Here is a 25,693-nt window from a genome sequence, read left to right on the forward strand (position 1 = left end):
AGTTTCTCAGCACCTCCCTACAGTTTGATTTCGATGTTCACGTCGGCCGGCAAGTCGAGACGCATGAGCGAATCTACTGCCTTGGGCGTGGGATCAATGATGTCGATAAGACGCTTGTGCGTGCGCATTTCAAAGTGCTCGCGGCTGTCCTTGTACTTGTGAGGAGAACGAATTACGCAGTAAATGTTCTTCTCGGTGGGCAGCGGCACCGGGCCGACTACCGTTGCGCCTGCGCGCGTGACCGTCTCAACGATCTTCCGAGCTGAAACATCAATAACCTCGTGGTCATATGACTTCAGCCGGATGCGGATTTTTTGTCCCGCCATGGCGTCGTGACTCTCTTTCCTGTAACGAAGCATCCTGTAGGAGCAATGCTGTGGACGTAAACGCTGTTTACTTTTACCTGTTCAATGTGGCACTCACAGCCACGCTTCCAATGAACTGAATCCGGATAATTCCGGGTTCCTCAATCCACCGAAGCTCCGACCCCCGCGGTCGGGCGTGTCGTGAATAATTCACGCACGTACCCGCACTGATAATTCGAAGGAAGGTTATGTTTGGGCTTTAGCTTGGACCCTGCATCGAGCATTATCTCGACCGGGACACGAAAAAGCACTTGAACAACTCAATAAGTATGCCGGATTCTGCGCCCAAACGCCAATCGGGGCTGGCGTGGCCTTGCTTGCCCTCGCCGCAGCTTCGCATCATCTGCGCCACTCTTGACGACCATGAGAGGCTTCACCTGTGGGTAAAGTCACTAAAAATACTGGGGTGCCTACTCCCCCGAAGACGCTGTCATTGGCATCGGTTCCCACCCGCCGGGTCAGTGGCCGGTGGGTTTCCTTGTTTGCCCTGAGCTGGTTCGGCGTATGGATTGCGCAGCTGACACCCGTGCAGCTGCTGCTTCCACTGCAGGTGGAGAAGTTCCTCAATGCCACAGACTGGGTCCAGAACGTTCTGGGGTTTGGCTACATTTCAGGCATCGCAGGGGCCTTCGCGCTGATTGCCTACCCGCTCACGGGGGCACTCTCCGACAGGACCACCTCCCGCTTTGGTCGGCGCCGACCTTGGATTGCCTTGGGCACGGCCGGCTTTTCCGTTTCACTGCTGGTTCTGGGTTTGCAGACATCATTGCTGGGGATTGGGATTTGCTGGGTGGCTGCCAGCACCTTCTTTTGTGTTCTCACGGCCGCCTTGACGGCTGCCATCTCCGACCAGGTCCCCGTCAATCAGCGCGGCTATGTCTCGGGGTGGATCTCCGCACCCCAGGCCATTGGCATTATTGCCGGATTGGTCCTGGTGATGACCCTTGGGCTGAGTACCTTTGGCGGCTACGCCCTGATGGCCTCGCTTCTGGTGGTGCTGGGCCTGCCGTTCCTACTGCTGGTCCCCGATCAAGTCCTGCCGGCGGGGATTGTTCCGCCGCTCACGTTCCGCTCGCTGCTGCAGGGCCTGTGGATCAGTCCGCGAGCGTACCCTGATTTCGGCTGGACGCTGTTGAGTCGCATCCTGGTGAACCTAGGGAACGCCTTTGGCACCAGTTTGCTGCTCTACTTCCTCATGTACGGGCTCAAGGTGCCCGACGCCGAGGACTCGCTGATTCTGTTGACTCTCGTTTACATGGTGTTTGTGATCATTGCGTCGCTGTGGCTGGGCAGGCTGTCCGACCGGTTGGGCAGGCGCCGGGTGTTTGTTTTTGGCGCTTCCGTCGTGCAGGCTGTTGCCGCCCTCATCCTGGCGTTTGTCCCCACCATGGGGGCAGCCACCGTTGGCGCAGCCTTGTTGGGGCTGGGATATGGCTGCTTCCTCTCGGTGGATCAGGCCCTTGCGACCGAAGTCCTTCCCGACCAGCTCTCGCGCGGGAAGGACCTTGGCATCATGAACATCGCATTGACGGTGCCGCAAGCGTTCGCGCCCATGCTGGGAGCCTTGCTGGTCAGCGCCGTGGGCGACTTCACCCTGCTGTTCCTTGTCTCCGGCATCACCGCCCTGGGCGGCGCCGTTGCCGTCGGCCAGGTCAAGGGGGTGCGCTGAGCTACTGCGGGGGTCCGGACAGGTACACGGGAACCGTCTCTTCCTCTACCGGCTTCTTGCGAGTCAGCCGCCAGATCGCGAAGGCTATGAGCGCCAGTGCCAGCAGAGCCAGCAGGAGGAAGGTGTAGCCGCGCACATACCAAATCACAGCCGTAGTTACGCCGATGGCGCCCCAGATGGTGAAGATCCGTTCGTTCAGGCTCATGCCCACGGCCAGCATGGCAACGAAGATCAGCAGCGAGATCAGCTGCTGCAGGGTGTCGCCACTGAAAATGGTCAGGAGAGCCCCGAAGCTGGCGAGGCAGGCCGCCGCCAGCAGGAGGAATTTGCCAGTTCTTTCCTGCTTTGCCAAGTATCGAATCAGCGCCAGGCCTCCCAACGCCGCGGCGCACCACTGCACAAACCAGAAGAGGCCAAGGTCCACGTAGCTGGAGCATGCCAGGAACCACACCAGTGCGCACGAAACCACCGCACCGTCCACACAACGACGCCGGATGTTGGCTGGCGCTTCCAAACAGCCCAACACGGCGATCAGCGTGAAGGTGCCCGCCCCGAGAAGCACGCTGCGGTGATCAGCCATGGTCATGAGGGAGAAGACGGCGCCTCCGGCCAGCGCAACACCCACCACGCTCCACCGTTGCACATACGGCGCATCCAGCAAATCCAGGAGCACCAGGCGCACCAGATACAAAGCGCCAACCACAACCACAAAGCTGGTAAAGGCTGCGACGCCCCTGAGCAGGGTTAGCTCGAATACTTGACTGCCAAACATCATGGCTGAAAGGAAAATCAGCAAAGCCCCGGGCAGCGTCAACCACGGCAGTCCCATCAAATGTGCCGCCACAATGAAGGCCAAACCAGCCACCAGCCACATGGCTGCAAAGATGCCAGTGGCGGCATCAGCATCCACAACGCAGGCAGCCAAGAGGAAGGTCGACGTCGCCACCAACCAGTACCAGCGCATCTCCGGTTCCTGGGGCGTGTAAAGGCACCGCCAAGCAATGACAGCTACGCATAGTGCCAGGAGAATCAATGCTGTGGCACCCGGCCACAGCACTGGTGCTATGACTGCGGCACCGCCCACCACTGCAACAAGTGCCAGATACGAGGCACCGCGCTGTGAAAGGAGCAGCTGCGCAACGACAGCCGTCACGGCAAGAGCCAAGAGTTCCACAGCCACCACCCACCGCAGAGCTGTTCCCTGAGCCGCGAAACCACCTGTGAGCTGGTGATAGGCAACAGGTACAAGGACCTGCCCGCCCAGCACCAACCACAGGCTGATCCGCAGGAGTACCGGCTCCCCCACAAGGTGTGCAGCCTTGGTGCGCTGCGCAAGGTACTGCACCAGAACTTGGAGCAGCAGGGCCACCGTCAGCGTCAGCGTGGTTACTGCAGGACTATCCAGCAGCTGGGCTGCGCCAACACCCACCAGCGCTGTCAAGGCAAGGCGGGCCACCATGAAGTGCACACCTCGGAGCACAGGGGTGGTTGCCTTGAGCGTCAAACCGCCGGACGTTGCCACGATGATTGCCAGGACCACTATCAGTGCGCCATTGCTGCCAGCGCAGCTCAAAACCAACGCCAGCATGGCGGCGGGCGCGGCCCACTGGACCACGGCCGGCCAAACAGCTCGCAGTGCACCGGCAATACTCAACGACGCGATGGCCACTGCGGCCAGCCCCACTGCAACCAGCGTGGCCCAGTTGGCGCCATGGTTGCCGATACCACTGACGGCCGCAACCAGCACCAGAAGGGACAAGGTGACCCCGGCGTCCATCTGCAGGCCGGTGATTGTCTGGCCTCGCCATTGCACGGCAGCGAGGATGAACAGTTGCGGCACCAGGGCAAGCATGATGACAAGTCCCAGATTGACGGTGGTGCCCGCGATCTGAGTTGCGGGGTCGGCCTCGGCCCAGAGCTGGAACAACGCCACCGCCAGCAAGAGGGAGCTCAGTCTGGCCGCCCACCAGTAGAGCCAGCGGTGCAAGGACTCGCTCTGGGAAGGAAGGAACAAGCCGGCGGAGATGAGAAATGTCGTACTCAGGGCCCAGCCAACACTGGCCCCGGCTGCGTTGAAGACTGGTCCCGCACTCAGGGCCGCAATGCCAAGGACCAGCGGTGCCACGAGCTCCGCGCTTGAGTAGCCGCTGGGGCGGGGCAGTCGAAAGAGCGAATAAGCCATGGCGGCGGCAGCCATCGCGACGGCCGCCACGAGGAACTCCCAGCGCGTTGCAACAAGCACGCCGGCGGTGGCATTTCCTGTGGCCTCTTGCCACAGGTGGCTCACCGACAAGGCAACCACCAGTGCTGTCCCCACCAGCGCCCATGCTGCGGCCGAGCAACTTGTTACGGTGCTAATTCTGCCAAGCTTGCCGATGAGGGCGTCGGCGAACAGTTGGCCGGCGGCAATGATGCCTATAACAGCTGCTATCAGCTGGGCTTTGCCCGGCTGGGACGGCACAAAGGTGGCCAAGGTCGAGGCCGCCAAGGCCGTCAGGAGCAGCCGGGAGGCAACCAACATGGCGGCGCGAAGGGCGGGCCTTTTGCTGGTGAGGAAACGCACCACCGTGTAAACAAGGGCCACCGCCAACAGCACTGACCAGCCGGCAGCCTCCAACAAGGGCGAGTAGATGAGGATGGCCCCCACGGCAGGAAGAGGCAGCCATTCCCCGCGTGGCAGGAATGCCGGCACGGCAGCCATGGCAATAATCAGCCCAACGGCCACACCGAGCACAGCAAATGAAGTGCCCCCATCATCATTGTGTTGCCAATGCAGGCTAATGCTCCACAGCAGTGCTGCCATGTTCATGAGGGGAATGCCGGTGAATACGTCCCATCGCACCCACCTCTCGCTCCCCAGGAAGCGGGCCAAAGGCGTCTTGGCATAGGCCACCGCGATGAGCTGCACGGCCAGAACCACCGTGAAGGATGCGGCTGCCCAGGCTGCGTTCGGCTCGATCATCCAAGAAATGAAGGGGGCAGTCAGCGTCAGAGAAAACCTCAGCCCCAGGTAGTTGTAGCCTTTCAGCGCCGGAGCGCATGTCGCCGTCATCACGAGGTAGTAGATGACTCCGGCCACCATCACCAGCGCGTGGTCGGCGGCGTTGAGGGCAAGACTGAAGATTAACGAGCCAACCAGGCCGGCGGGCGCAAACCACGGGCCAAGATCGTTCAAGGGTTTCGCATAGATGCTGGTTTCCCTACCGTTTGCGTCGCCGCCACGCTTCAGGAGCAGGCCGGCCAAAGACAGCAGAGCGGCAAAAACTATGAGTGCCGCAAAGTACCAGGCCAACGCGGCCCCCAGAACTGCTACCGAGGACCATGCTGTGGAGAGCAGGAAGGCCAGGGAAAGGTAGACCACCAGGCGGCTTTGCAGCCGCACAGCGGCAAGGATATAGGCAGCTGTGCCTATCAGGGAGGTGCCGAGCCAAACGGAAGACGCTGCGGGGAAGCCCAAGTTGTAAGTCGCCAGACCTGCAAAGGGAATGATTGCCAGCGCTGTTCCTGCGAACGCCACAGCGGCTGGTTTCAGCCTGGCAACCTTGCTGTGCAGCACCAGTCCGGCTGTGTAGAAGAGCGCAGTTCCGAGCCACACGCCCACCAGGCGTGCCACCACCGGGAGGGTGCTGCCCACAAAGAGGGCGGCTGCGGCAACCATGAGCAAGCTGGCCACATATAACGTGACGTTGATGTTCTGCGTCTCACGCCTGCGCTTCGTGGCGGCGACGGCGGCAGGGTCCAGCGGGGCAGGCGCGTGCGCCCGAGGGTGTGGCATTGTGGGCATGGCCGGCGGCCGCCCATAGGTTAATGACATAGCCGGCGCATTCACCGGAAGCCGCGCACCGGGCTGGCTGGGCACCGGCACCGTTGCGAAAGGTGGTGCCGGAGTGCGGACTGGCGGAGCACTTGCCGGACCGCCAGCGGCACTCCCTTGGTGGGCAGCCGGCTCTGGCCGGACCGCCTGTGCCGCAGCGGCAAGGGCATCGCTCCAGCCAGCGCGATGCCCTTGCAAATAGCCTTGCCGGTACGCTTCAGCGGTGGCGTTTCGCTCCGATGGACGTGGAGACGCGGCGGGCTGCTGACTCATGTCATTCCTTACTACTGGCGAACTCTCAGCTTAGGGCAATTCAAGCACCCAACGGTCAATTACGCCATCAAATGGGCATAACTACCCATGGTGTTGGCTGTTCGAGAATTCTGTACTCCGGGCTGATCACGAATACCGCGGCGACGGGCACCACTCAGCCCGAGGCACCCAAGTCGGCAATGAGCTGTGGATCATCGCACGCTGCAGCAAATGAGGCGATTCGCCGTTCAATTTCCCGCCCCAACAACCATTTGCCCACCGGGTTGGCCAATGGCTGCAGGAAACGGGGTGTGCACGTGAAGGTGTACTTCCAGACCAGTCTTGTGCCGCCGTCGGACTCGGCAAAGCGCCACCCAGCACCAAACGTGGCAAAGAACCACGGCCCGGCCACCATTTTCATGCCAACGTTTTTGCCCGGCACGAAGGACACGTACTCACTGATCATGAGCAGCCCCATCCTCGACCGCGTCCGGGTGCGCACGCCCTTGGCCGCCCGCGTGGCACCGCCCTCAAAATGCTGCGAGTGGATGAAAGGGTCCCACTTCAGCCGGAAATCGCCAGTGGTCTGGGAGAGTTCGAACGCGGTGGCAGCATCCAGCCGTACAGTCCGCTCGGCAATGACTTGGGGCACGGATCAGCCCTCCCGAATCTGGCGCATGGCGCGCACCAGGCTCACGGTTCCGCCAACTGCCGCACCAACGGCTAGGACCATGAGCCCCAAGCCCAGGTAGTTGGGGAAGCTCCAGCCCTCTGCGACAAGGGCCGGAATTTCACGCTCAAGCTCGACGGCGGGGCTCTCGCCCAGGCGGTAGCGCACGGGCTGGCCCACGATCTCAGCCTTCGTAGGGAAGTCCAACAGCCAGCCTTGGGTGGAGGTGCTGGGCGCTGGATGCAGGGGAAAGTGGTTGGTAGTGAGCGTATGTTTCGTTCCGTCGCTGCCCAGGAACGTCAGTTCCACGCGAAAGAGGTGCTGTAGCCCGTCGCCAGCGTAGCCCACATTGACCCGCGCATCGGTGACAGTTCCAGGCAGCCCTGACTCCTGCAGCTCCCGGGCACTACTCCCTGGATTGCTCCCGACCTGAAACATGTTGACGCCAAACAGCAGCATGGTTGCGGCAAATGCCAAGATGATGATGGATGCGGTTCGGAGTGTTCTCGCGGGAATCCGTTGCTTGCTGATGGCCATCGTTCCAGCCTATAGTGCGGCCGCTGACACACCATGGGTAATCCTGCCCATCGGAAATTTCGCTCATTTCTTCTGCGTTGGTCATACGAACTTGGCCCCGCACCACCGGCAGGCCACGCCGGCAAGATTTGCCTCCTCCGCCCGAACAGACTGATAGGGACGAACCAATGCTCAACCAGCTGCTGCCGGACAGCCAATGGACGCAACACTGGTGCAGAGCATCGTGGACGGCATCGCACCCATGAACTAACCGGCGTTGCCCAGGCCGGGCACCACCTTGGCCGCGATCCGCACGGAAGGCCGCATCCGCCGTCGAACATTTCCAGCAGCTCCGCAGAAAGTCGCGAAAGCCACCCAACGGACATGTCGGGTGTGCAACCAAGTTTTAAACGGGAAGGGCCCCAGCCGAAGCTGGGACCCTTCCTATAGATCTAAGTAATTAATTACTTGATGATCTTGGTGACACGACCTGAACCAACGGTGCGGCCGCCTTCGCGGATAGCGAAGCCGAGGCCCTCTTCCATGGCGATCGGCTGGATCAGCGCGACAGTCATTTCGGTGTTGTCGCCAGGCATAACCATTTCCGTGCCCTCAGGCAAGGTGATAACGCCGGTAACATCCGTGGTGCGGAAGTAGAACTGCGGGCGGTAGTTGGAGTAGAACGGGTTGTGACGACCGCCCTCATCCTTGGCCAAGATGTAGACGTTGGCTTCGAAATCGGTGTGCGGGGTAATGGAACCCGGCTTCACGATAACCTGGCCACGCTCTACGTCTTCGCGCTTGATACCGCGGAGCAGCAGACCACAGTTCTCGCCGGCCCAAGCCTCGTCGAGCTGCTTGTGGAACATTTCGATACCGGTAACCGTGGTCTTCTGGACCGGACGGATGCCGACGATCTCGACCTCAGAGTTGATGCCCAGGGTTCCACGCTCGGCGCGGCCCGTAACAACAGTTCCACGACCAGTGATCGTGAAGACATCTTCAACCGGCATCAAGAACGGCTTGTCCTTGTCGCGGATCGGGTCAGGAACGTGGTTATCCACAGCATCCATCAAGTCCTCAACGGACTTGACCCATACGGGATCGCCTTCGAGAGCCTTCAAGCCGGAAACGCGGACAACAGGTGCCTCGTCGCCGTCGAAGCCCTGTGAGGAAAGAAGTTCGCGAACTTCCATCTCCACCAGGTCGAGGAGTTCTTCGTCGTCAACCATGTCGGACTTGTTCAGTGCGACCAGCAGGTAGGGAACGCCAACCTGGCGGGCCAACAGAACGTGCTCGCGAGTCTGAGCCATCGGGCCGTCAGTGGCGGCAACTACCAAGATAGCGCCGTCCATCTGGGCAGCACCGGTGATCATGTTCTTGATGTAGTCAGCGTGACCGGGGGCGTCTACGTGTGCGTAGTGGCGCTTCTCAGTCTGGTACTCAACGTGGGAGATGTTGATCGTGATACCGCGCTGCTTCTCCTCGGGAGCCGAGTCGATGGAGCTGAAATCACGCTGCTCGTTGAGTGTCGGGTACTTGTCGTACAGTACCTTGGAAATGGCAGCCGTCAACGTGGTCTTACCATGGTCAACGTGACCGATGGTGCCGATGTTAACGTGCGGCTTGGTCCGCTCGAACTTTGCCTTTGCCACAGGTTCCTCCTAGAACATTTTAGAAAACTTACTCTCAGTAGCGCTGTTCGCCACTGAAATCAAAATAAGTCTACTGGGGGCTTTTGATATTTAAGAAATTGCTTGCTGGTTGGGTCTGTTCCAGCCTAAGGCCAGAACAGACCCAAACAAAAAGTACGACTACTCGCCGCGTGCCTTCTGGATGATTTCGTCGGCTACTGCCTTCGGAACCTCAGAGTAGCTGTCAAACTTCATCGAGTACACGGCACGACCCTGGGTCTTGGACCGCAAGTCACCGATGTAGCCGAACATGCCGGACAAGGGAACAAGAGCCTTGATGACCTTGACACCGCTTGCGTCCTCCATGGACTGCATCTGGCCACGACGAGAGTTGATGTCACCGATAACTTCACCCATGTATTCCTCAGGGGTGCGGACTTCAACTTCCATCAACGGTTCAAGAAGAACCGGGTTGGCCATCCGAGCAGCTTCCTTGAACGCCATTCGACCGGCGATCTTGAAGGCCATTTCGGAGGAGTCAACATCGTGGGACGCGCCGTCGAGCAGCGTGGCCTTGATGCCAACCATCGGGTAACCGGCCAGCACGCCGTCAGGCAATGCGGACTGGATGCCCTGGTCAACGCTGGGGATGTATTCACGAGGAACACGGCCACCAGTGACCTTGTTCTCAAACTCGTACATCTCGCCTTCAGCAGTATCCATCGGCGCAATGGCGATCTGGATCTTAGCGAACTGACCTGAACCACCGGTCTGCTTCTTGTGAGTGTAGTCGTGCTTGACAACAGCGCGCTTGATGGTTTCGCGGTACGCAACCTGCGGCTTGCCAACGTTGGCTTCAACGTTGAATTCGCGACGCATGCGGTCCACAAGGATGTCCAAGTGGAGCTCGCCCATGCCGCCAATTTCGGTCTGACCGGTGTCTTCGTTGAGGTTGACGGTGAACGTCGGGTCCTCAGCGGAGAGCTTCTGGATAGCCGTGGAGAGCTTCTCCTGGTCACCCTTGGTCTTCGGCTCAATGGCAACGAAGATCACGGGAGCGGGGAAGGTCATCGACTCAAGAACAATCTGGTTTGCCGGATCACACAAGGTGTCACCGGTGGTGGTGTCCTTGAGGCCGATCACTGCATAGATGTGACCCGCGTGGATCTCATCTACAGGCATTTCCTTATTGGCGTGCATCTGGAAGAGCTTGCCAATGCGCTCTTTCTTGCCCTTGGTCGAGTTCATCAGCTGCGTACCGGAGGTTGCCCTGCCGGAGTATACGCGGATGAAGTTCAACTGGCCGAAGAACGGGTGCGTTGCGATCTTGAAAGCCAAAGCCGAGAACGGCTCGGTTTCACTCGGCTCGCGCTTGATCTCGATGGACTCGTCGCGAGGATCGTGACCGATCATGGCGCCAACATCCAACGGGTTCGGCAGGAAGTCAATAACAGCGTCGAGCATGGGCTGCACGCCGCGGTTCTTGAATGCGGAACCACAGAAGACCGGGTAGATCTCGGAGTTAACCGTCAGCTTGCGAATGCCAGCCTTCAGCTCCTCGATGGAGGGTTCAATACCTTCGAGGTACTTCTCCATGAGCTCTTCGGAAGACTCGGCAGCTGCCTCGACGAGGGCTGCGCGGTATTCTTCAGCCTTCTCCTGGAGATCAGCGGGGATCTCCTGGATTTCGTAGGCGGCACCCATGGTGACGTCACCCTTGGAGTCACCGGCCCAGACGAAGGCCTTCATGGTGAGCAGGTCGACGACGCCGGTGAATTCGCTCTCGACACCGATCGGCAGCTGCATAACCAGGGGCTTTGCACCGAGACGGTTGATGATGGTGTCTACCGTGAAGTAGAAATCAGCACCGAGCTTGTCCATCTTGTTGACGAAGCAGATACGCGGGACGTTGTACTTGTCAGCCTGACGCCAAACGGTCTCGGACTGAGGCTCAACGCCTTCCTTGCCGTCAAAAACAGCAACAGCGCCGTCGAGAACTCGCAAGGAGCGCTCAACTTCCACCGTGAAGTCAACGTGGCCAGGGGTGTCAATGATATTGATCTGGTTCTTGTCCCAGAAGCAAGTCACGGCGGCAGACGTGATGGTGATGCCGCGTTCCTTTTCCTGTTCCATCCAGTCAGTCGTCGAAGCACCGTCGTGGGTTTCGCCGATTTTGTGGTTCACACCCGTGTAGAACAGGATGCGCTCAGTCGTAGTGGTCTTGCCGGCATCAATATGGGCCATGATGCCAATGTTGCGGACCTTGTTAAGGTCTGTAAGCACTTCCTGTGCCACGTTGTCTCCCTTTTCTAGAGATGAGCTACTGCGTGTCCGGCGGGGTTGCCGCCGGACACGCGTACGGCTCTAGTTACCAGCGGTAATGGGCGAAGGCCTTGTTGGACTCGGCCATCTTGTGGGTGTCTTCGCGACGCTTGACAGCGGCACCAAGACCGTTGGAGGCATCCAAAACTTCGTTGCGCAAACGCTCGGTCATGGTCTTCTCGCGGCGAGCCTTCGAGTAACCAACCAACCAACGCAGGGCCAATGCGGTCTGGCGACCGGGCTTGACTTCAACCGGAACCTGGTAGGTAGCTCCACCAACACGGCGGGACTTGACCTCAAGGCTGGGCTTGATGTTCTCCATGGCCTTCTTCAAGGCAACAACGGGATCAGCGCCGGTCTTTTCGCGTACACCCTCGAGTGCGCCGTAAACGATGCGCTCTGCGGTGGACTTCTTGCCGTCAACGAGGACCTTGTTGATCAACTGAGTGACCAACGGGGAGCCGTATACGGGATCTACAACTAGCGGCCGCTTGGGGGCCGGACCCTTGCGAGGCATATTACTTCTTCTCCATCTTCGCACCGTAGCGGCTACGAGCCTGCTTGCGGTTCTTAACGCCCTGGGTATCCAATGCGCCACGGACGATCTTGTAACGTACACCGGGAAGGTCCTTAACACGGCCTCCACGAACGAGCACGATGGAGTGCTCCTGGAGGTTGTGGCCTACACCGGGGATGTAAGCAGTAACTTCCACGCCACCGTTAAGGCGCACACGTGCAACCTTACGCAGAGCCGAGTTCGGCTTCTTCGGTGTGGTGGTGTAAACGCGCGTGCAAACGCCGCGACGCATGGGGCTGCCCTTCAATGCGGGAGCCTTGGTCTTCGTGACCTTGGGTGTCCGGCCCTTTCGGACCAGCTGGTTAATCGTAGGCACTTTCGTGTTCTCCGTTGTTTTATCGTGTTGCTTGCCCCGCCGGCCGGAATGAATCAGCCGCTGGGGGTAAGCCGTTTACTGGTAGTCGCAGGCTTGGCGACTTCACAGCGCCTAGGCATGCAAAAATGTGGCATTCGCTGTACAAGAACCGTACAACCCGGACCCGCATCCACTTTCTTCACCTAAGCGAAGGAAATAGAAGCTCTTATCCACTGCCACACTAACAATTACTTATTACATTACCACGGGTTAAGACCAGCCAAGAAATCGGCCTGCTCCCCCACCGGACGCTCGCTCAGATACGGGGCTGTTCCGGCCAACGCTCGCTCACATACGGGGCCTTTTCGGGCAACGTTCGCTCACAGCACTGCGCGAGCGTTGTAAAAAAGCGGCCCGTATGTGAGCGAGCGTGCCATGAAAACGGCCCGTATGTGAGCGAGCGTTTGGTTAAAGCACGACGGCGGCTGGTGAGCTTCGCAATGAAACTCACCACCCGCCGTCGTAAATCAGCTATTAGCCGGAGAAGTTGGTGCCCAAGTCGTAGTCATCCAAGGGGATGGCGCGGAACTCGTTGCCCAAGTCTCCAACTCCGCCCACGTAGTCGAAGTCGCTGAATGCGCTCGGACCTGTGAACAGATTGGCTTTGGCTTCTTCTGTGGGCTCCACCGTGACGTTGGTGTAGCGCGGCAGACCCGTACCAGCCGGGATCAACTTACCGATGATCACGTTCTCCTTCAGACCCAACAGCGGGTCAGACTTGCCTTCCATGGCCGCCTGCGTCAGAACGCGGGTGGTTTCCTGGAAGGAAGCAGCGGAGAGCCATGACTCGGTAGCCAAGGAAGCCTTGGTGATACCCATGAGCTCGTTACGGCCTGATGCCGGCTTCTTGCCCTCGGACACAACGCGACGGTTTTCCGTCTCGAAGCGGCCACGCTCGGCAAGCTCACCGGGCAGCAGCTTCGAGTCGCCGGACTCGATAACCGTGACGCGGCGAAGCATCTGGCGGACGATAACCTCGACGTGCTTGTCGTGGATACCCACACCCTGGCTGCGGTAAACGCCCTGAACTTCCTCAACGAGGTGCTTCTGAGCGGCACGCGGGCCGAGGATGCGCAGAACCTGCTTGGGGTCAACAGCTCCCACAATGAGCTTCTGGCCAACTTCAACGTGCTCGCCGTCAGCAACTGTCAGACGTGCACGTCGCAGAACCGGGTAAGCGATCTCTTCGGTGCCGTCGTCCGGTGTGAGGATCAAACGCATGGTCTTCTCGGACTCATCAATGTTGATGCGTCCGGCAGCTTCTGCGATGGGAGCCACACCCTTGGGGGTACGTGCTTCGAAGAGCTCCTGGATACGAGGCAGACCCTGGGTAATATCCTCGCCACGGCTGGCAGAAACAGCACCACCGGTGTGGAAGGTACGCATGGTCAGCTGGGTACCGGGCTCACCAATGGACTGAGCGGCGATGATACCGACGGCTTCACCAATGTCCACGGTCTTACCCGTAGCCAAGGAACGGCCGTAGCAAAGAGCACAGGTTCCAACAGTTGACTCACAGGTGAGTACTGAGCGGACCTTGATCTCTTCGATACCAGCGGCGAACAGTTCACCGATCAGTACGTCTCCAACGTCGGCGCCAGCAACAGCCAGCACCTTGCCGGAGGAGTCCACTACCTCGGCAGCCAAGGTGCGTGCGTACACGCTGTTCTCGACTTCCTCGTGCAGCACGAACTCGCCAGCAGCGTCAACCACTGCGATCGGCAAGGTCAAGCCGCGCTCGGTGCCACAGTCGTCTTCACGAACAATGACATCCTGGGAAACGTCAACCAGACGACGTGTCAGGTAACCGGAGTTAGCTGTACGCAGAGCGGTATCGGCCAGACCCTTACGGGCACCGTGAGTAGCAATGAAGTACTCCAAAACCGACAGGCCCTCACGGTAGGAGGACTTGATCGGGCGAGGAATAATTTCACCCTTGGGGTTGGCTACCAAGCCACGGATACCGGCAATCTGGCGAACCTGCATCCAGTTACCACGAGCACCGGAGGAAACCATACGGTTGATCGTGTTGGATGCGGCGAAGGACGCACGCATCGCATCAGCGATCTCGTTGGTTGCCTGGTTCCAGATGTCGATGAGCTCCTGGCGGCGCTCGTCATCAGCAATCAGACCCTTGTCGAACTGTGCCTGCACCTTGGCGGCCTTGATTTCGTAGCCTTCAAGGATGGCCGGCTTGGACTCGGGCACCTTGATGTCCGAGATCGCAACCGTGACACCTGACCTGGTTGCCCAGTAGAACCCGGCATCCTTCAAGTTATCCAGTGTTGCTGCAACAACAACCTTGGGGTACCGCTCGGCGAGGTCATTGACGATCTCGGAGAGCTGGCCCTTGTCTGCAACCTTTTCTACCCAGGGGTAGTCGGCCGGCAGGGTTTCATTGAAGATGACCTGGCCAAGGGAGGTGTCGATGATGGCGGAATCGCCAGCCTCGAACCCTTCCGGCGCTTCGCGGTCAACGCTGGGAACAAAGTCGCTCAAGCGGATCTTGACCTGTGAGTTCAAGTGCAACTCACCGGCGTCGAACGCCATGACAGCCTCAGCCGAGGTGGAGAAGCTGCGGCCTTCGCCAGCTGAACCAACACGCTTGGTGGTCAAGTGGTACAGACCGATGATCATATCCTGCGAAGGCAGGGTAACCGGGCGGCCATCGGAAGGCTTCAAAATGTTGTTCGAGGACAACATCAAGATGCGGGCTTCTGCCTGCGCTTCGGGGCTCAGCGGCAAGTGAACTGCCATCTGGTCACCGTCGAAGTCAGCGTTGAAAGCGCCACAAACCAGCGGGTGAAGCTGGATTGCCTTGCCTTCAACAAGCTGGGGCTCGAACGCCTGGATACCCAAACGGTGCAGGGTTGGTGCACGGTTCAGCAGTACCGGGTGCTCGGTGATGATCTCTTCGAGAACATCCCAGACCTGGGGACGGAAACGCTCAACCATGCGCTTGGCGCTCTTGATGTTCTGTGCGTGGTTGAGATCAACCAGGCGCTTCATCACGAACGGCTTGAAGAGCTCCAGGGCCATCTGCTTGGGCAGACCACACTGGTGCAGCTTCAGCTGCGGGCCAACAACAATAACCGAACGGCCAGAGTAGTCAACGCGCTTGCCGAGGAGGTTCTGACGGAAACGACCCTGCTTGCCCTTGAGCATGTCAGAGAGCGACTTCAACGGACGGTTGCCCGGCCCGGTGACGGGACGGCCACGACGACCGTTGTCGAACAGGGAGTCAACGGCTTCCTGCAGCATGCGCTTCTCGTTGTTGACGATGATCTCCGGAGCACCCAAATCAAGCAGACGCTTGAGACGGTTGTTGCGGTTGATCACGCGACGGTAGAGGTCGTTCAAGTCCGAGGTGGCGAAACGGCCACCGTCGAGCTGAACCATGGGGCGCAGTTCCGGCGGGATCACCGGGACGGCATCCAGAACCATGCCCAGCGGGCTGTTGTTGGTGGTCAAGAATGCGTTGACAACCTTCAGTCGCTTGAGGGCACGGGTCTTGCGCTGGCCCTTGCCATTGGCGATGATGTCGCGAAGGATCTCCGCTTCACCGGCCATGTCAAAGGTCTCAAGACGGCTCTTGATGGCTTCGGCACCCATGGAACCTTCGAAGAACATGCCGTAACGGTCACGCAGTTCGCGGTACAGGGCCTCGTCACCTTCGAGGTCGGCAACCTTCAGGGCCTTGAAACGGTCCCAAACCTGCTCGAGGCGGTCGATGTCGGCGTCGGCGCGCTTGCGCACGTTGGCCATCTGACGGTCCGCAGAATCGCGGGCCTTCTTCTTATCGGCTGCCTTGGCGCCTTCGCCCTCAAGGCGCTGCAATTCGCCCTCGAGGTCGCGGGCGATCGTGGCGATGTCGCTGTCGCGGGTGTCAACCATGCGCTTCTTTTCCAGATCATGCTCGATCTGGAGGTTCGGCAGCTCGGCGTGACGTGCGTCGTCGTCAACACTGGTGATCATGTAGGCAGCGAAGTAGATGACCTTTTCAAGGTCCTTCGGTGCCAGGTCCAAGAGGTAGCCCAAGCGCGAGGGAACGCCCTTGAAGTACCAAATGTGGGTTACGGGAGCGGCCAGCTCAATGTGGCCCATGCGCTCACGGCGTACCTTTGCGCGGGTGACTTCAACGCCACAACGCTCGCAAATGATGCCCTTGAAGCGTACGCGCTTGTACTTGCCGCAGTAGCATTCCCAGTCACGCGACGGGCCGAAGATCTTTTCACAGAAAAGACCGTCTTTTTCCGGCTTGAGCGTGCGGTAGTTAATGGTTTCCGGCTTCTTGACTTCGCCGTGGGACCAATCGCGGATATCTTGCGCGGTGGCCAGGCCAATCTGCATGAAGCCGAAGGAGGATTCGCTGGACATATGGGTCCTGTTCTCTCTAATTCTCTAAGTCTGAATGTCTAAGCGGGTTACGGGAAGAAGTGAGGGTTCGACGGCGGTGGGCTGGCCACCGCCGCCGACTCACTAAACTTCTTCGACAGAGTTAGGCTCGGCCCGTGACAGGTCGATGCCCAGCTCCTCCGCGGCCCGGAAGACTTCTTCATCCGAGTCACGCATCTCAATCGTGGTGCCGTCCGTGGAAAGAACTTCCACGTTCAGGCACAGCGACTGCATTTCCTTGATGAGAACCTTGAAGGATTCCGGGATACCCGGCTCCGGGATGTTCTCGCCCTTGACGATGGCTTCGTAAACCTTCACGCGGCCATGGATGTCATCGGACTTGATCGTCAGCAGTTCCTGCAGGGTGTATGCCGCGCCGTATGCTTCCAGTGCCCAAACTTCCATCTCACCAAAGCGCTGGCCACCGAACTGGGCCTTACCGCCCAAGGGCTGCTGGGTGATCATGGAGTACGGACCCGTGGAGCGGGCGTGAATCTTGTCATCCACCAAGTGGTGAAGCTTCAAGATGTACATGTAACCAACAGAGACCGGATCCGGGAACGGCTCGCCGGAGCGGCCGTCAAACAGTTGGGTCTTACCCGAGGAGTCGATCAGGCGAACGCCGTCGCGAGTCACGTTGGTGGAATCGAGCAGGCCAGTGATTTCCTCATCACGGGCACCGTCGAACACCGGAGTGGCAACGCGGGTCTGGCCGATTTCACGGGGCAGGTTCGGCAGGTTCTTAACCCAGTCCGGCTCGCCCTCAATCTTCCAACCGGTCTTGGCAACCCAACCGAGGTGGATTTCCAGAACCTGGCCAACGTTCATTCGACCCGGAACACCCAAGGGGTTCAGGACGATGTCAACGGGGGTACCGTCAGCAAGGAACGGCATGTCTTCGATCGGGAGGATCTTGGAGATGACACCCTTGTTACCGTGACGGCCTGCAAGCTTGTCACCATCGGTGATCTTGCGCTTGTTGGCAACGTACACGCGAACCAGCTGGTTCACACCGGGGGGCAGATCGTCTTCGGAGTCACGGTCAAAGACGCGAACGCCAATGACAGTACCGGACTCGCCGTGGGGCACCTTCAAGGAAGTGTCGCGAACTTCGCGGCTCTTCTCACCGAAGATGGCACGGAGCAGACGCTCCTCCGGGGTCAGTTCGGTTTCACCCTTGGGGGTGACCTTACCTACCAGGATGTCGCCGGCTTCAACTTCTGCACCGATGTGGATGATGCCGCGCTCGTCCAAGCCAGCAAGGATTTCCTCGGAAACGTTCGGGATGTCCCGGGTGATTTCCTCGGCACCAAGCTTGGTGTCGCGAGCGTCGATCTCATGCTCTTCGATGTGAATGGAGGAGAGCACATCTTCAGCAACAATGCGCTGCGAGAGGATGATGGCATCCTCGTAGTTGTGACCTTCCCAAGACATGAAGGCAACCAAGAGGTTCTTACCCAAGGCAAGCTCGCCCAAGTCCGTTGCCGGACCGTCAGCAATGATGCCGCCAACTTCCAGACGCTGGCCCTCAGAGGCCAGAACGCGCTGGTTGTAGGCCGTTCCCTGGTTGGAACGCTGGTACTTGGCGATCGGGTAGTTGGTCTCGGTGCCGTCATCGTTCAACATGACAACGATGTCTGCGGAAACCTCCGAGACAACACCAGCCTTCTTGGCGATGACCACGTCACCGGCGTCAACAGCAGTGGCGCGCTCCATGCCGGTTCCCACGAACGGGGACTCGGACTGAACCAACGGCACAGCCTGACGCTGCATGTTCGCACCCATGAGGGCGCGGTTAGCATCATCGTGCTCAAGGAACGGGATCAAGGCCGTAGCCACAGACACCATCTGGCGCGGGGAAACGTCCATGTACTCGACGTCGTCGGCCGGGATCAAAACAGGCTCGCCGCCACCACCGCGCTGGCGAACCAGAACGGAGTCTTCGGAGAAGTGGCTGTTGGCATCCAAAGGCGCGTTGGCCTGTGCAATAACAACATCCATCTCGTCATCAGCTGTCAGGTAGTCAACTTCGTCAGAAACGAAGCCGTCCTTGACGCGACGGTACGGTGTCTCAATGAAACCGAACGGGTTGATGCGTCCGTAGGAAGCCAATGAACCAATCAGACCAATATTGGGGCCTTCAGGAGTTTCAATGGGGCACATACGGCCGTAGTGGGACGGGTGAACGTCTCGAACTTCCATGCCTGCACGGTCACGGGACAAACCGCCCGGGCCCAGCGCGGACAGACGACGCTTGTGCGTCAGACCGGCCAGCGGGTTGTTCTGATCCATGAACTGTGACAGCTGGGAAGTTCCGAAGAACTCCTTGATGGCAGCCACAACGGGACGGATGTTGATCAGGGTCTGCGGCGTAATCGCTTCGACGTCCTGAGTGGTCATACGCTCACGCACAACGCGCTCCATGCGGGAAAGACCCGTACGGACCTGGTTCTCGATGAGCTCGCCAACGGCGCGGATACGACGGTTACCGAAGTGGTCGATGTCATCGACGTCAACGCGCAAGTCAACCTCGGCGCCGTCGCGCTGGCCCTTGGTGGTCTTGTTTCCGGCGTGCAAAGCAACCAGGTACTTGATCATGGCGACAATGTCATCCACGCTCAGGACAGAAGCCTTCTCGTCGCTCAACGGCAAATCAATACCAAGCTTGCGGTTGATCTTGTAACGGCCAACCTTGGCCAGATCGTAGCGCTTGGGGTTGAAGTACAGGTTGTGCAGCAACGCGTCGGCAGCGTCAACTGTGGGCGGCTCGCCCGGACGCAGCTTGCGGTAGATGTCCAGCAGGGCATCTTCGCGGCCTGTGGTGGCATCCTTTTCCAAGGTGGCACGGATGGAGTCGAACTCGCCGAACTCCTCCAGGATCTGACCTTCGGTCCAACCCAAAGCCTTCAGCAGTACAGTGACTGACTGCTTGCGCTTGCGGTCAAGACGGACGCCAACCTGGTCGCGCTTGTCAATCTCCAGTTCGAACCATGCACCACGTGAGGGGATGATCTTGGCGGTGAAGATTTCCTTGTCACTGGTCTTATCCGCGGTGCGCTCAAAGTAAGCGCCCGGGGAACGAACCAGCTGCGAAACAACAACACGCTCGGTGCCGTTGATGACGAAGGTGCCCTTGTTGGTCATAAGCGGGAAATCGCCCATGAAGACAGTCTGCTGCTTGATTTCACCGGTCAAGTTGTTCATGAACTCGGCCTTGACGTACAACGGCGCGGCGTACGTGGCGTCGCGGTCCTTGCACTCGTCAACGGTGAACTTGGGGTCAGAGAATTCCGGCTCCGTGAAGGACAGGGACATGGTGCCCTGGAAGTCCTCAATGGGGGAAATCTCTTCGAAGATGTCGGAGAGGCCCGAGGTGACGGCCACGCTGTCATCGCCAGCGTCCACGGCCGTTTGCATGCGGTCCTGCCAGCGCCCGTTACCTACGAGCCAGTCAAAGCTCTCGGTTTGGAGGGCAAGCAGATTCGGCACGTCAAGCGGCTCACGAATCTTTGCGAATGAGAGGCGACTCTTTGCACCGTCGGTGCTGTTTGAATCGATAGCGGTTGCAGCGTTATTTACATTAGAGGTGCTCGAGGCGACCAAGAGGGATCCTTCCACAGACCTGCAGGCTTGTTCTTACGAACCCTCACCCGAGCCGATAGTGGTCATCAAACCACTACGGTCGCTGGTCAAAAGTTGATCCAACACGCATCAATGGCTGCTCTAGTCAGTCACTGATTCGCGTGGTCCAAAGTCTCTTGTCCGAAGCAAAGCCCACCGCTATATGAAGGCTGAAGGTTAAGAGGGATACGCAAAGAACTACATTACAGGCAAAGTTACTCCCGTGTCTACCCCACGGGACAAAAATACGCAAGTATTGATATTCCCACAGTGAAAATTGGCGGATTCATAAGGAATTTTTTGCGTTTCTTTGACATCTGCTGTGGCGTAACACTCACTTGGTGAGCAGGCTGCAGGTGCGCACCGGACGGGCGGCGCGTGAATGTTGGCAAATTCCGAAATTTCCGGCAGCGCTGTGCTGTTAGATTCTATGGAGGATACGTATGGCTCAACGAGGAGCCGCACGGCACGAGGTTCAAGGAGCGCGGCAGCCATGACGGCACAAGCAAATGATGTAGTGATTCTTGCAGGAGCCCGCACCCCGCAGGGCCGACTCAACGGGCAATTGGCGCCCTTTACCGCCGTCGAACTTGGTGCTAAGGCCATAGCCGGTGCCCTGGCCAAATCCGGCGTCACTTTCGCCGATGTAGATTTTGTGGTGATGGGCCAGGTCTTGCAGGCCGGCGCCGGGCAGAATCCGGCACGCCAAAGCGCAGTGGGTGCCGGGATTGGCTGGAATGTTCCGGCCGTGACCATCAATAAGGTGTGCTTATCGGGGCTGACGGCCGTGATCGACGCCGCGCGCTTGATCCGCAGCGGCGAGGCCACTGTGGTGGTGGCTGGCGGCCAGGAGTCCATGACGCGTGCCCCGCATATTCTCCCGGGCTCACGGCAGGGCTGGACGTACGGCGCGATCCAAGCCCTGGACGTGGCCGCACATGACGGCCTGACGGACGCCTTTGACTCCGACTCCATGGGGCTTTCCACCGAGCGGGGCAATATCCGCCTGAACATCAGCCGAACGGCTCAGGACCAGGTTGCGGCAGCCTCGCACCAACGTGCTGCCGCTGCGGCGACGGCGGGCGTCTTTGATGCAGAGATAATCCCTGTCACAGTGCCCCAACGAAAAGGTGACGCACTTGTTCTCAGCCAGGACGAGGGCATCCGCGCGCAGACAACCGTGGAAACCTTGGCCGGATTACGCCCTGCCTTCACGGCCGACGGCGCCATCACGGCAGGCAATTCCTCTCCCCTGTCCGACGGCGCCAGCGCCCTGGTGCTTTCCACCCGCGCCTATGCGGAGGAAAACAAGCTTGCGTGGCTGGCGGTGGTGGGCTCCCCCGGCCAAGTGGCAGGACCGGATAATTCGCTGCACTCCCAACCCTCCAACGCCATCCTCAAGGCCCTGCATACTGCCGGCTGGAGTGTTGGCGACCTTGACTTCATTGAGATCAACGAAGCCTTCGGTTCGGTGGCCGTCCAGTCGCTGCATGATCTTGGAATCCCGCTGGAAAAGTGCAATATTCATGGCGGCGCCATCGCCCTGGGCCACCCCATTGGCGCTTCAGGTTCCCGGCTAGCCTTGCATGCCGCCCTGGAACTAAGCCGGCGCGGATCAGGCAAGGCTGCGGTTTCGCTGTGCGGCGGCGGCGGTCAGGGTGAAGCGCTGCTCTTATTCCGGGACGCCGAGTGAGCGCCGGGGACGCCCCTGCCTCGGGCCATGCGCGCGTGGCTGCGGATGCCGCGGAGCGCGGGCTTGAGGTGGAGATTTTTGCCAGGCCTGCGGCAAACTCACTCACAGAAGCCGCAGCGCTCCTGGGCATTGAGCCCGGCGACATTGTGAAGTCGCTGGTGGTCAAACGCAGCGACGGAACCTTCCTCTTTGCCCTTGTTCCGGGCGGCCGGGCCATCTCCTGGCCCAAGCTGCGCGCCGCGGTGGGGGTCAACAAGCTCCAGATGCCGCACGCCGAAGTGGCATTGGCTGCCACCGGCTACGAACGTGGCACCATCACTCCCCTGGGCAGCACCACGCCGTGGCCCGTGTTCGTCGATGTTGGAGTCCGTGGGCGCCGCGTTGCCATGGGCGCGGGCGAGCACGGCTACAGCATGTTCGTGGAAGCAGATGCCCTGATCGCAGCGTTCGAAGCCACAGTGGCCGACATTTCCGTGCCCGAGTAACCGCCTGCCGCATAAACGTACTTTGTCCGCTTGTAGGCAGTTGCCCCACACCCTAGAAGCGGACAAAGTACGTTTGTGCGGAAAAGCCCCGGACGCAAAGAAGCCCCACACCAAACGGTGTGGGGCAACTTTAAGAAGTGCGAGGTGATTACTTGACGGTAACCGTGGCGCCGGCAGCTTCGAGAGCTTCCTTGGCCTTCTCTGCAGCTTCCTTGGTGGCGCCTTCGAGAACAGCCTTGGGAGCCGAGTCAACGACCTCCTTGGCTTCCTTCAGACCCAAGGAGGTCAGTGCGCGAACTTCCTTGATAACAGCAATCTTCTTGTCGCCAGCGGCTTCGAGGATTACGTCGAATTCGGTCTGCTCTTCAGCTTCTTCAGCTGCGGCACCGGCCGGGCCAGCAACTGCAACAGCAGCAGCGGTAACTTCGAAGGTCTCTTCGAACTGCTTAACGAACTCGGAGAGCTCGATGATGGTCAGTTCCTTGAAAGCTTCAATGAGCTCGTCGTTGGTGAGCTTAGCCATGGGTGGCGCTCCTTCTGTGTTCTTGCCCGGTAAGGGCGAATCTAAAAACCTAAGTCCTCATGGAATTAGGGACAAACTTGAGGGACGAATCCCATGAGGCTTTAGGCCTCGGTGGTCTCAGCTTCTGCGGCGGGAGCCTCTTCAGCAACCGGCGCTTCGTCAGCTACGGGAGCTTCTTCAGCGGCCGGAGCCTCTTCGGCGGGAGCGCCTTCGGCAAGCTTCAAGCGCAATGCTTCGAGCGTGCGTGCAGCGGCTGCCATCGGAGCCTTGAGGATGCCGGCAACCTTGGCCAGCTGCAGCTCGCGTGATTCCAGGGCGGCCAGTGCGGCAACCTCGGAAGCGTTCAGAGCCTTGCCTTCGAAGACACCGGTCTTGATGACCAGCTGCTTGTTGGCTTTTGCAAAATCCGTCAGGCTCTTTGCTGCTGCAACAGCGTCACCCTTGATGAAAGCAATAGCGGTAGGACCTGACAGCTGACCCTCGAAAGCGTCAACACCAGCTTCCTTGGCCGCAATGGCAGTCAGGGTGTTCTTTACGACCGCGAACTTGGTGTCCTGGCCGAGAGAAACGCGCAGCTCCTTGAGCTGAGCAACGGTGAGCCCACGGTATTCGGTTAGGACTGCTGCAGTCGATTCGTTGAAATCCTGTGTGATTTCAGCAACTGCGGCCACCTTTGTTGGCGTTGCCATAACACTCCTTCCGGGAATTAATGCCGGCCTTTACGTGTCCTTGCCGGTAGCCTGCAAGCAGGTTGGCGGCAAAAAGAAAACGCCCCGCACAGATGTACGGGGCGTTGGTTTGCAGCGGATCAATAGGTTTTCACCCACGTTCAACACTGCAAATAAGCTTTGTGCACCTGCGCTGGTCGCCCTCTTGAAGGACTTTTCGGATGCTAATCTGCCCGAACCCAACTCAAACAGGCGCATGGTGCACCTGATGGCTGGGGGTGATTATCATCGACCGACGGTCTTTGGTCTTAAAAGACTACAGGACGCTCCGTATGGAGTCCAAATCGGCGGTACGTGTGGACGGCCACACACCTGTTGGCCACCAGTGCGAATCAGCGCTAGTCGATGGCGTTAAAGTCCTTACGCCACTGCCCCGTAACACCTGCGCTGACAAATCCCAGCTGGGCGTTGACTGAGAGCATGTAGGTGTTGTCCGGAGAATTCCAGGTGTAGAGGGTCTTGACCTGAGGGAATTCGCGCGTGAGCTGTTCCATGTTCTCCACTTTGATGTGCAAGCCAACGTCCTTGCCGCGGTGCTGGCTATCCACCACAGTGTCATCCTGGAAGGCCACGTCGTCGCGGTGTTTCAGCACAGAAATCGAAGTGAAGGCCACCAAGGCGCCGGTTTCCAAGCACTCTGCAGCGCTCACCAACGTATGGCGCCCCGTCAAGGCGGAGAGTTCCTCCGCCTCACGCAGTTTCGCCACATCCCACGCCTCCGGGGCGCCGTCGTCGTCACTGATACTTTGTTCCAGACGCACAATGTCCTGAGCCCACTTCTCCGGGCAGGTGTCCATCCACCGGTGCACAGCGTAAGCCGAACTGTGCGCGGCGATTGCACGATCCTTCAAGCGGCCGCCGAGAGACGGGGGCAGCGGAAGCGCACAGGCACCGAATTGTTCCACCTGTTCCAAGACGTAGCCGGCGTTGTGGGCAAACAGGGCTTCGCGGCTACTCAGGGGCATGAGACTGCCGTCGCGGGTGGCCGCCACGTGCTCGGGTGCTTCCACACGCAAATCGGCTGCGGGATGGTTAGTTTCCACCACAACAATCCGCCGGTTCTCACCCCTAACAAAGAGCTCAGCGGCCTCGAGCAACTTGCGGCCCAGACCGCGACCCTCGGCCGCGGGAAGCACATCCAAGGTCACGTGCGCCAGATCGGTGTTGTCATCCAGCGGCAGGGCAATGCCAGCGCGGCCCACAATGGCACCGTCCAGGCGCACCACCAACACCACGTACCACTCATAGGGGTCATGGCACAGCTGGAAAAGCTCCTCGGCGGTGTAGGCCAGCTCATCGTTGCCCCAGGTGTTGACACGCACCTTGCGGGACACTTCCACCGCTTGCAGGAACTCGGTCGCCGAATCGCCGTCGAGAGCGTCAGGCACACGCAGCTGCTCGATAGTTATCTCTGTCATGTTGGATCTACCCCGTCGTTGTCTGGCCTGTTGGGCGCACCATGACGTAGTCATGCTCGACCCTGTTCCCGAGCCAAAAGCGCTTGGACCCAGCAATGGTGAAACCGTGTTTTGTGTAAAAGCCCTGCGCGCGCAGATTCTCCTGGTTGACACCCAGCCAGACCTGGCTCCTGCCCAGCTGCTGCGCCCAATCAAGGCTGGCCGCCATGATCTTGGCGCTGAGGCCGCTCCCGTGGGTGTCAGGGTGAGCGTAGCACTTGCTCAGTTCCGTCGAATTTTGCGCGGCCACCACTGCCGCAACGTCGGAGTCCGACGGCGGGGAGTCCACCAGCATGGTGTAGGCCAGCAGGCGTTGTTCACCGCTCCTTGAAGTCCCCTGTGCCACGAACAACTTCCGAAGCGGGTCGGCCAGGTACTGGCTGAATGCTTGAACGCTGAGGTTCTGAGCCACGAACGTGTCTATCTCGTCCAACGGGCTGCCGGGAGGGCAGGCCAACGGAAACGTAACCGCGGCCAAGACAGCCAGTTCCGGCGCATCAGCCGCCACCGCCGCGCGAATGCTCAGAACCATGCGTTTGCTCCTCTTGGGCTGCAGACCCGTTGATGCGGGTAAACCCTCATCATCACAGCTTACAAAGAAAGGGCCAGTGTAGCTC

At 59.5% G+C, this 25,693-nt stretch carries 17 protein-coding genes; 3 read left to right on the forward strand and 14 right to left on the reverse strand.

What is annotated here, in order from left to right:
- Positions 1-17 precede the first annotated feature (17 nt).
- Positions 18-326 carry a 30S ribosomal protein S10 gene (gene rpsJ, locus CVS27_RS06175; RefSeq protein ID WP_038464699.1) on the reverse strand — a complete coding sequence of 103 codons (309 nt, stop codon included), beginning with the start codon at positions 324-326 and terminating at the stop codon, positions 18-20.
- A 445-nt stretch (positions 327-771) separates the two neighbouring features.
- Here rpsJ and CVS27_RS06180 point away from each other — a divergent pair, with 445 nt between their 5' ends.
- Entirely contained in the window at positions 772-2,034 is a 1,263-nt protein-coding gene (locus tag CVS27_RS06180) for an MFS transporter (RefSeq protein ID WP_103465084.1), read from the forward strand.
- 1 nt (position 2,035) lies between these two features.
- On the opposite strand, the gene CVS27_RS06185 is transcribed toward CVS27_RS06180, so the two are convergent.
- The 9 genes from CVS27_RS06185 to rpoB form a co-directional block, all read right to left on the reverse strand.
- Positions 2,036-5,818 carry a hypothetical protein gene (locus tag CVS27_RS06185; protein WP_103464868.1) on the reverse strand — a complete coding sequence of 1,261 codons (3,783 nt, stop codon included), beginning with the start codon at positions 5,816-5,818 and terminating at the stop codon, positions 2,036-2,038.
- A 457-nt stretch (positions 5,819-6,275) separates the two neighbouring features.
- Positions 6,276-6,752, reverse strand: a complete 477-nt coding sequence (locus CVS27_RS06190; protein WP_103464869.1) for an SRPBCC family protein — start codon at positions 6,750-6,752, stop codon at positions 6,276-6,278.
- Between the two features lie 3 nt (positions 6,753-6,755).
- On the reverse strand, positions 6,756-7,307 hold the full coding sequence (locus CVS27_RS06195; protein ID WP_103464870.1) for a hypothetical protein: 552 nt from the start codon (positions 7,305-7,307) through the stop codon (positions 6,756-6,758).
- Between the two features lie 443 nt (positions 7,308-7,750).
- Entirely contained in the window at positions 7,751-8,941 is a 1,191-nt protein-coding gene (gene tuf / locus CVS27_RS06200) for an elongation factor Tu (protein ID WP_103464871.1), read from the reverse strand.
- Positions 8,942-9,100: 159 nt separating this feature from the next.
- Positions 9,101-11,215: an elongation factor G gene (fusA, locus tag CVS27_RS06205; RefSeq protein ID WP_103464872.1), complete on the reverse strand. Its 2,115-nt coding sequence runs from the start codon at positions 11,213-11,215 to the stop codon at positions 9,101-9,103.
- Positions 11,216-11,288: 73 nt separating this feature from the next.
- Positions 11,289-11,759: a 30S ribosomal protein S7 gene (gene rpsG, locus CVS27_RS06210; protein ID WP_038464713.1), complete on the reverse strand. Its 471-nt coding sequence runs from the start codon at positions 11,757-11,759 to the stop codon at positions 11,289-11,291.
- 1 nt (position 11,760) lies between these two features.
- Positions 11,761-12,135 carry a 30S ribosomal protein S12 gene (gene rpsL / locus CVS27_RS06215; RefSeq protein WP_038464715.1) on the reverse strand — a complete coding sequence of 125 codons (375 nt, stop codon included), beginning with the start codon at positions 12,133-12,135 and terminating at the stop codon, positions 11,761-11,763.
- Between the two features lie 513 nt (positions 12,136-12,648).
- Positions 12,649-16,551 (reverse strand): DNA-directed RNA polymerase subunit beta', encoded by a 3,903-nt coding sequence (locus CVS27_RS06220; RefSeq protein ID WP_103464873.1) that lies wholly within the window; start codon positions 16,549-16,551, stop codon positions 12,649-12,651.
- 102 nt (positions 16,552-16,653) lie between these two features.
- Positions 16,654-20,172 carry a DNA-directed RNA polymerase subunit beta gene (rpoB, locus tag CVS27_RS06225; RefSeq protein WP_103464874.1) on the reverse strand — a complete coding sequence of 1,173 codons (3,519 nt, stop codon included), beginning with the start codon at positions 20,170-20,172 and terminating at the stop codon, positions 16,654-16,656.
- 511 nt (positions 20,173-20,683) lie between these two features.
- Here rpoB and CVS27_RS06230 point away from each other — a divergent pair.
- The gene (locus tag CVS27_RS06230) at positions 20,684-21,883 is read left to right on the forward strand and encodes an acetyl-CoA C-acetyltransferase (RefSeq protein WP_103464875.1); all 1,200 of its coding nucleotides are present in this window, start codon (positions 20,684-20,686) and stop codon (positions 21,881-21,883) included.
- Complete coding sequence (locus tag CVS27_RS06235) at positions 21,880-22,368, forward strand: aminoacyl-tRNA deacylase (protein ID WP_103464876.1); 489 nt, start codon at positions 21,880-21,882, stop codon at positions 22,366-22,368. The genes CVS27_RS06230 and CVS27_RS06235 overlap by 4 nt, the downstream gene beginning before the upstream one ends.
- A gap of 148 nt (positions 22,369-22,516) precedes the next feature.
- Here CVS27_RS06235 and rplL read toward each other — a convergent pair whose 3' ends face one another.
- From rplL to CVS27_RS06255, 4 genes are all read right to left on the reverse strand, one after another.
- Positions 22,517-22,891: a 50S ribosomal protein L7/L12 gene (gene rplL / locus CVS27_RS06240; RefSeq protein ID WP_103464877.1), complete on the reverse strand. Its 375-nt coding sequence runs from the start codon at positions 22,889-22,891 to the stop codon at positions 22,517-22,519.
- A 101-nt stretch (positions 22,892-22,992) separates the two neighbouring features.
- Positions 22,993-23,580, reverse strand: a complete 588-nt coding sequence (gene rplJ, locus CVS27_RS06245) for a 50S ribosomal protein L10 (RefSeq protein ID WP_103464878.1) — start codon at positions 23,578-23,580, stop codon at positions 22,993-22,995.
- Between the two features lie 377 nt (positions 23,581-23,957).
- A complete protein-coding gene (locus tag CVS27_RS06250) occupies positions 23,958-25,037 on the reverse strand; it encodes a GNAT family N-acetyltransferase (protein ID WP_207767457.1) in 1,080 nt (359 codons plus the stop codon).
- A 7-nt stretch (positions 25,038-25,044) separates the two neighbouring features.
- The gene (locus CVS27_RS06255; RefSeq protein WP_103464879.1) at positions 25,045-25,608 is read right to left on the reverse strand and encodes a GNAT family N-acetyltransferase; all 564 of its coding nucleotides are present in this window, start codon (positions 25,606-25,608) and stop codon (positions 25,045-25,047) included.
- Positions 25,609-25,693: the final 85 nt, after the last annotated feature.

The sequence above is a fragment of the Arthrobacter glacialis genome (assembly GCF_002909445.1).
Taxonomy (GTDB): Bacteria; Actinomycetota; Actinomycetes; order Actinomycetales; family Micrococcaceae; genus Specibacter; species Specibacter glacialis.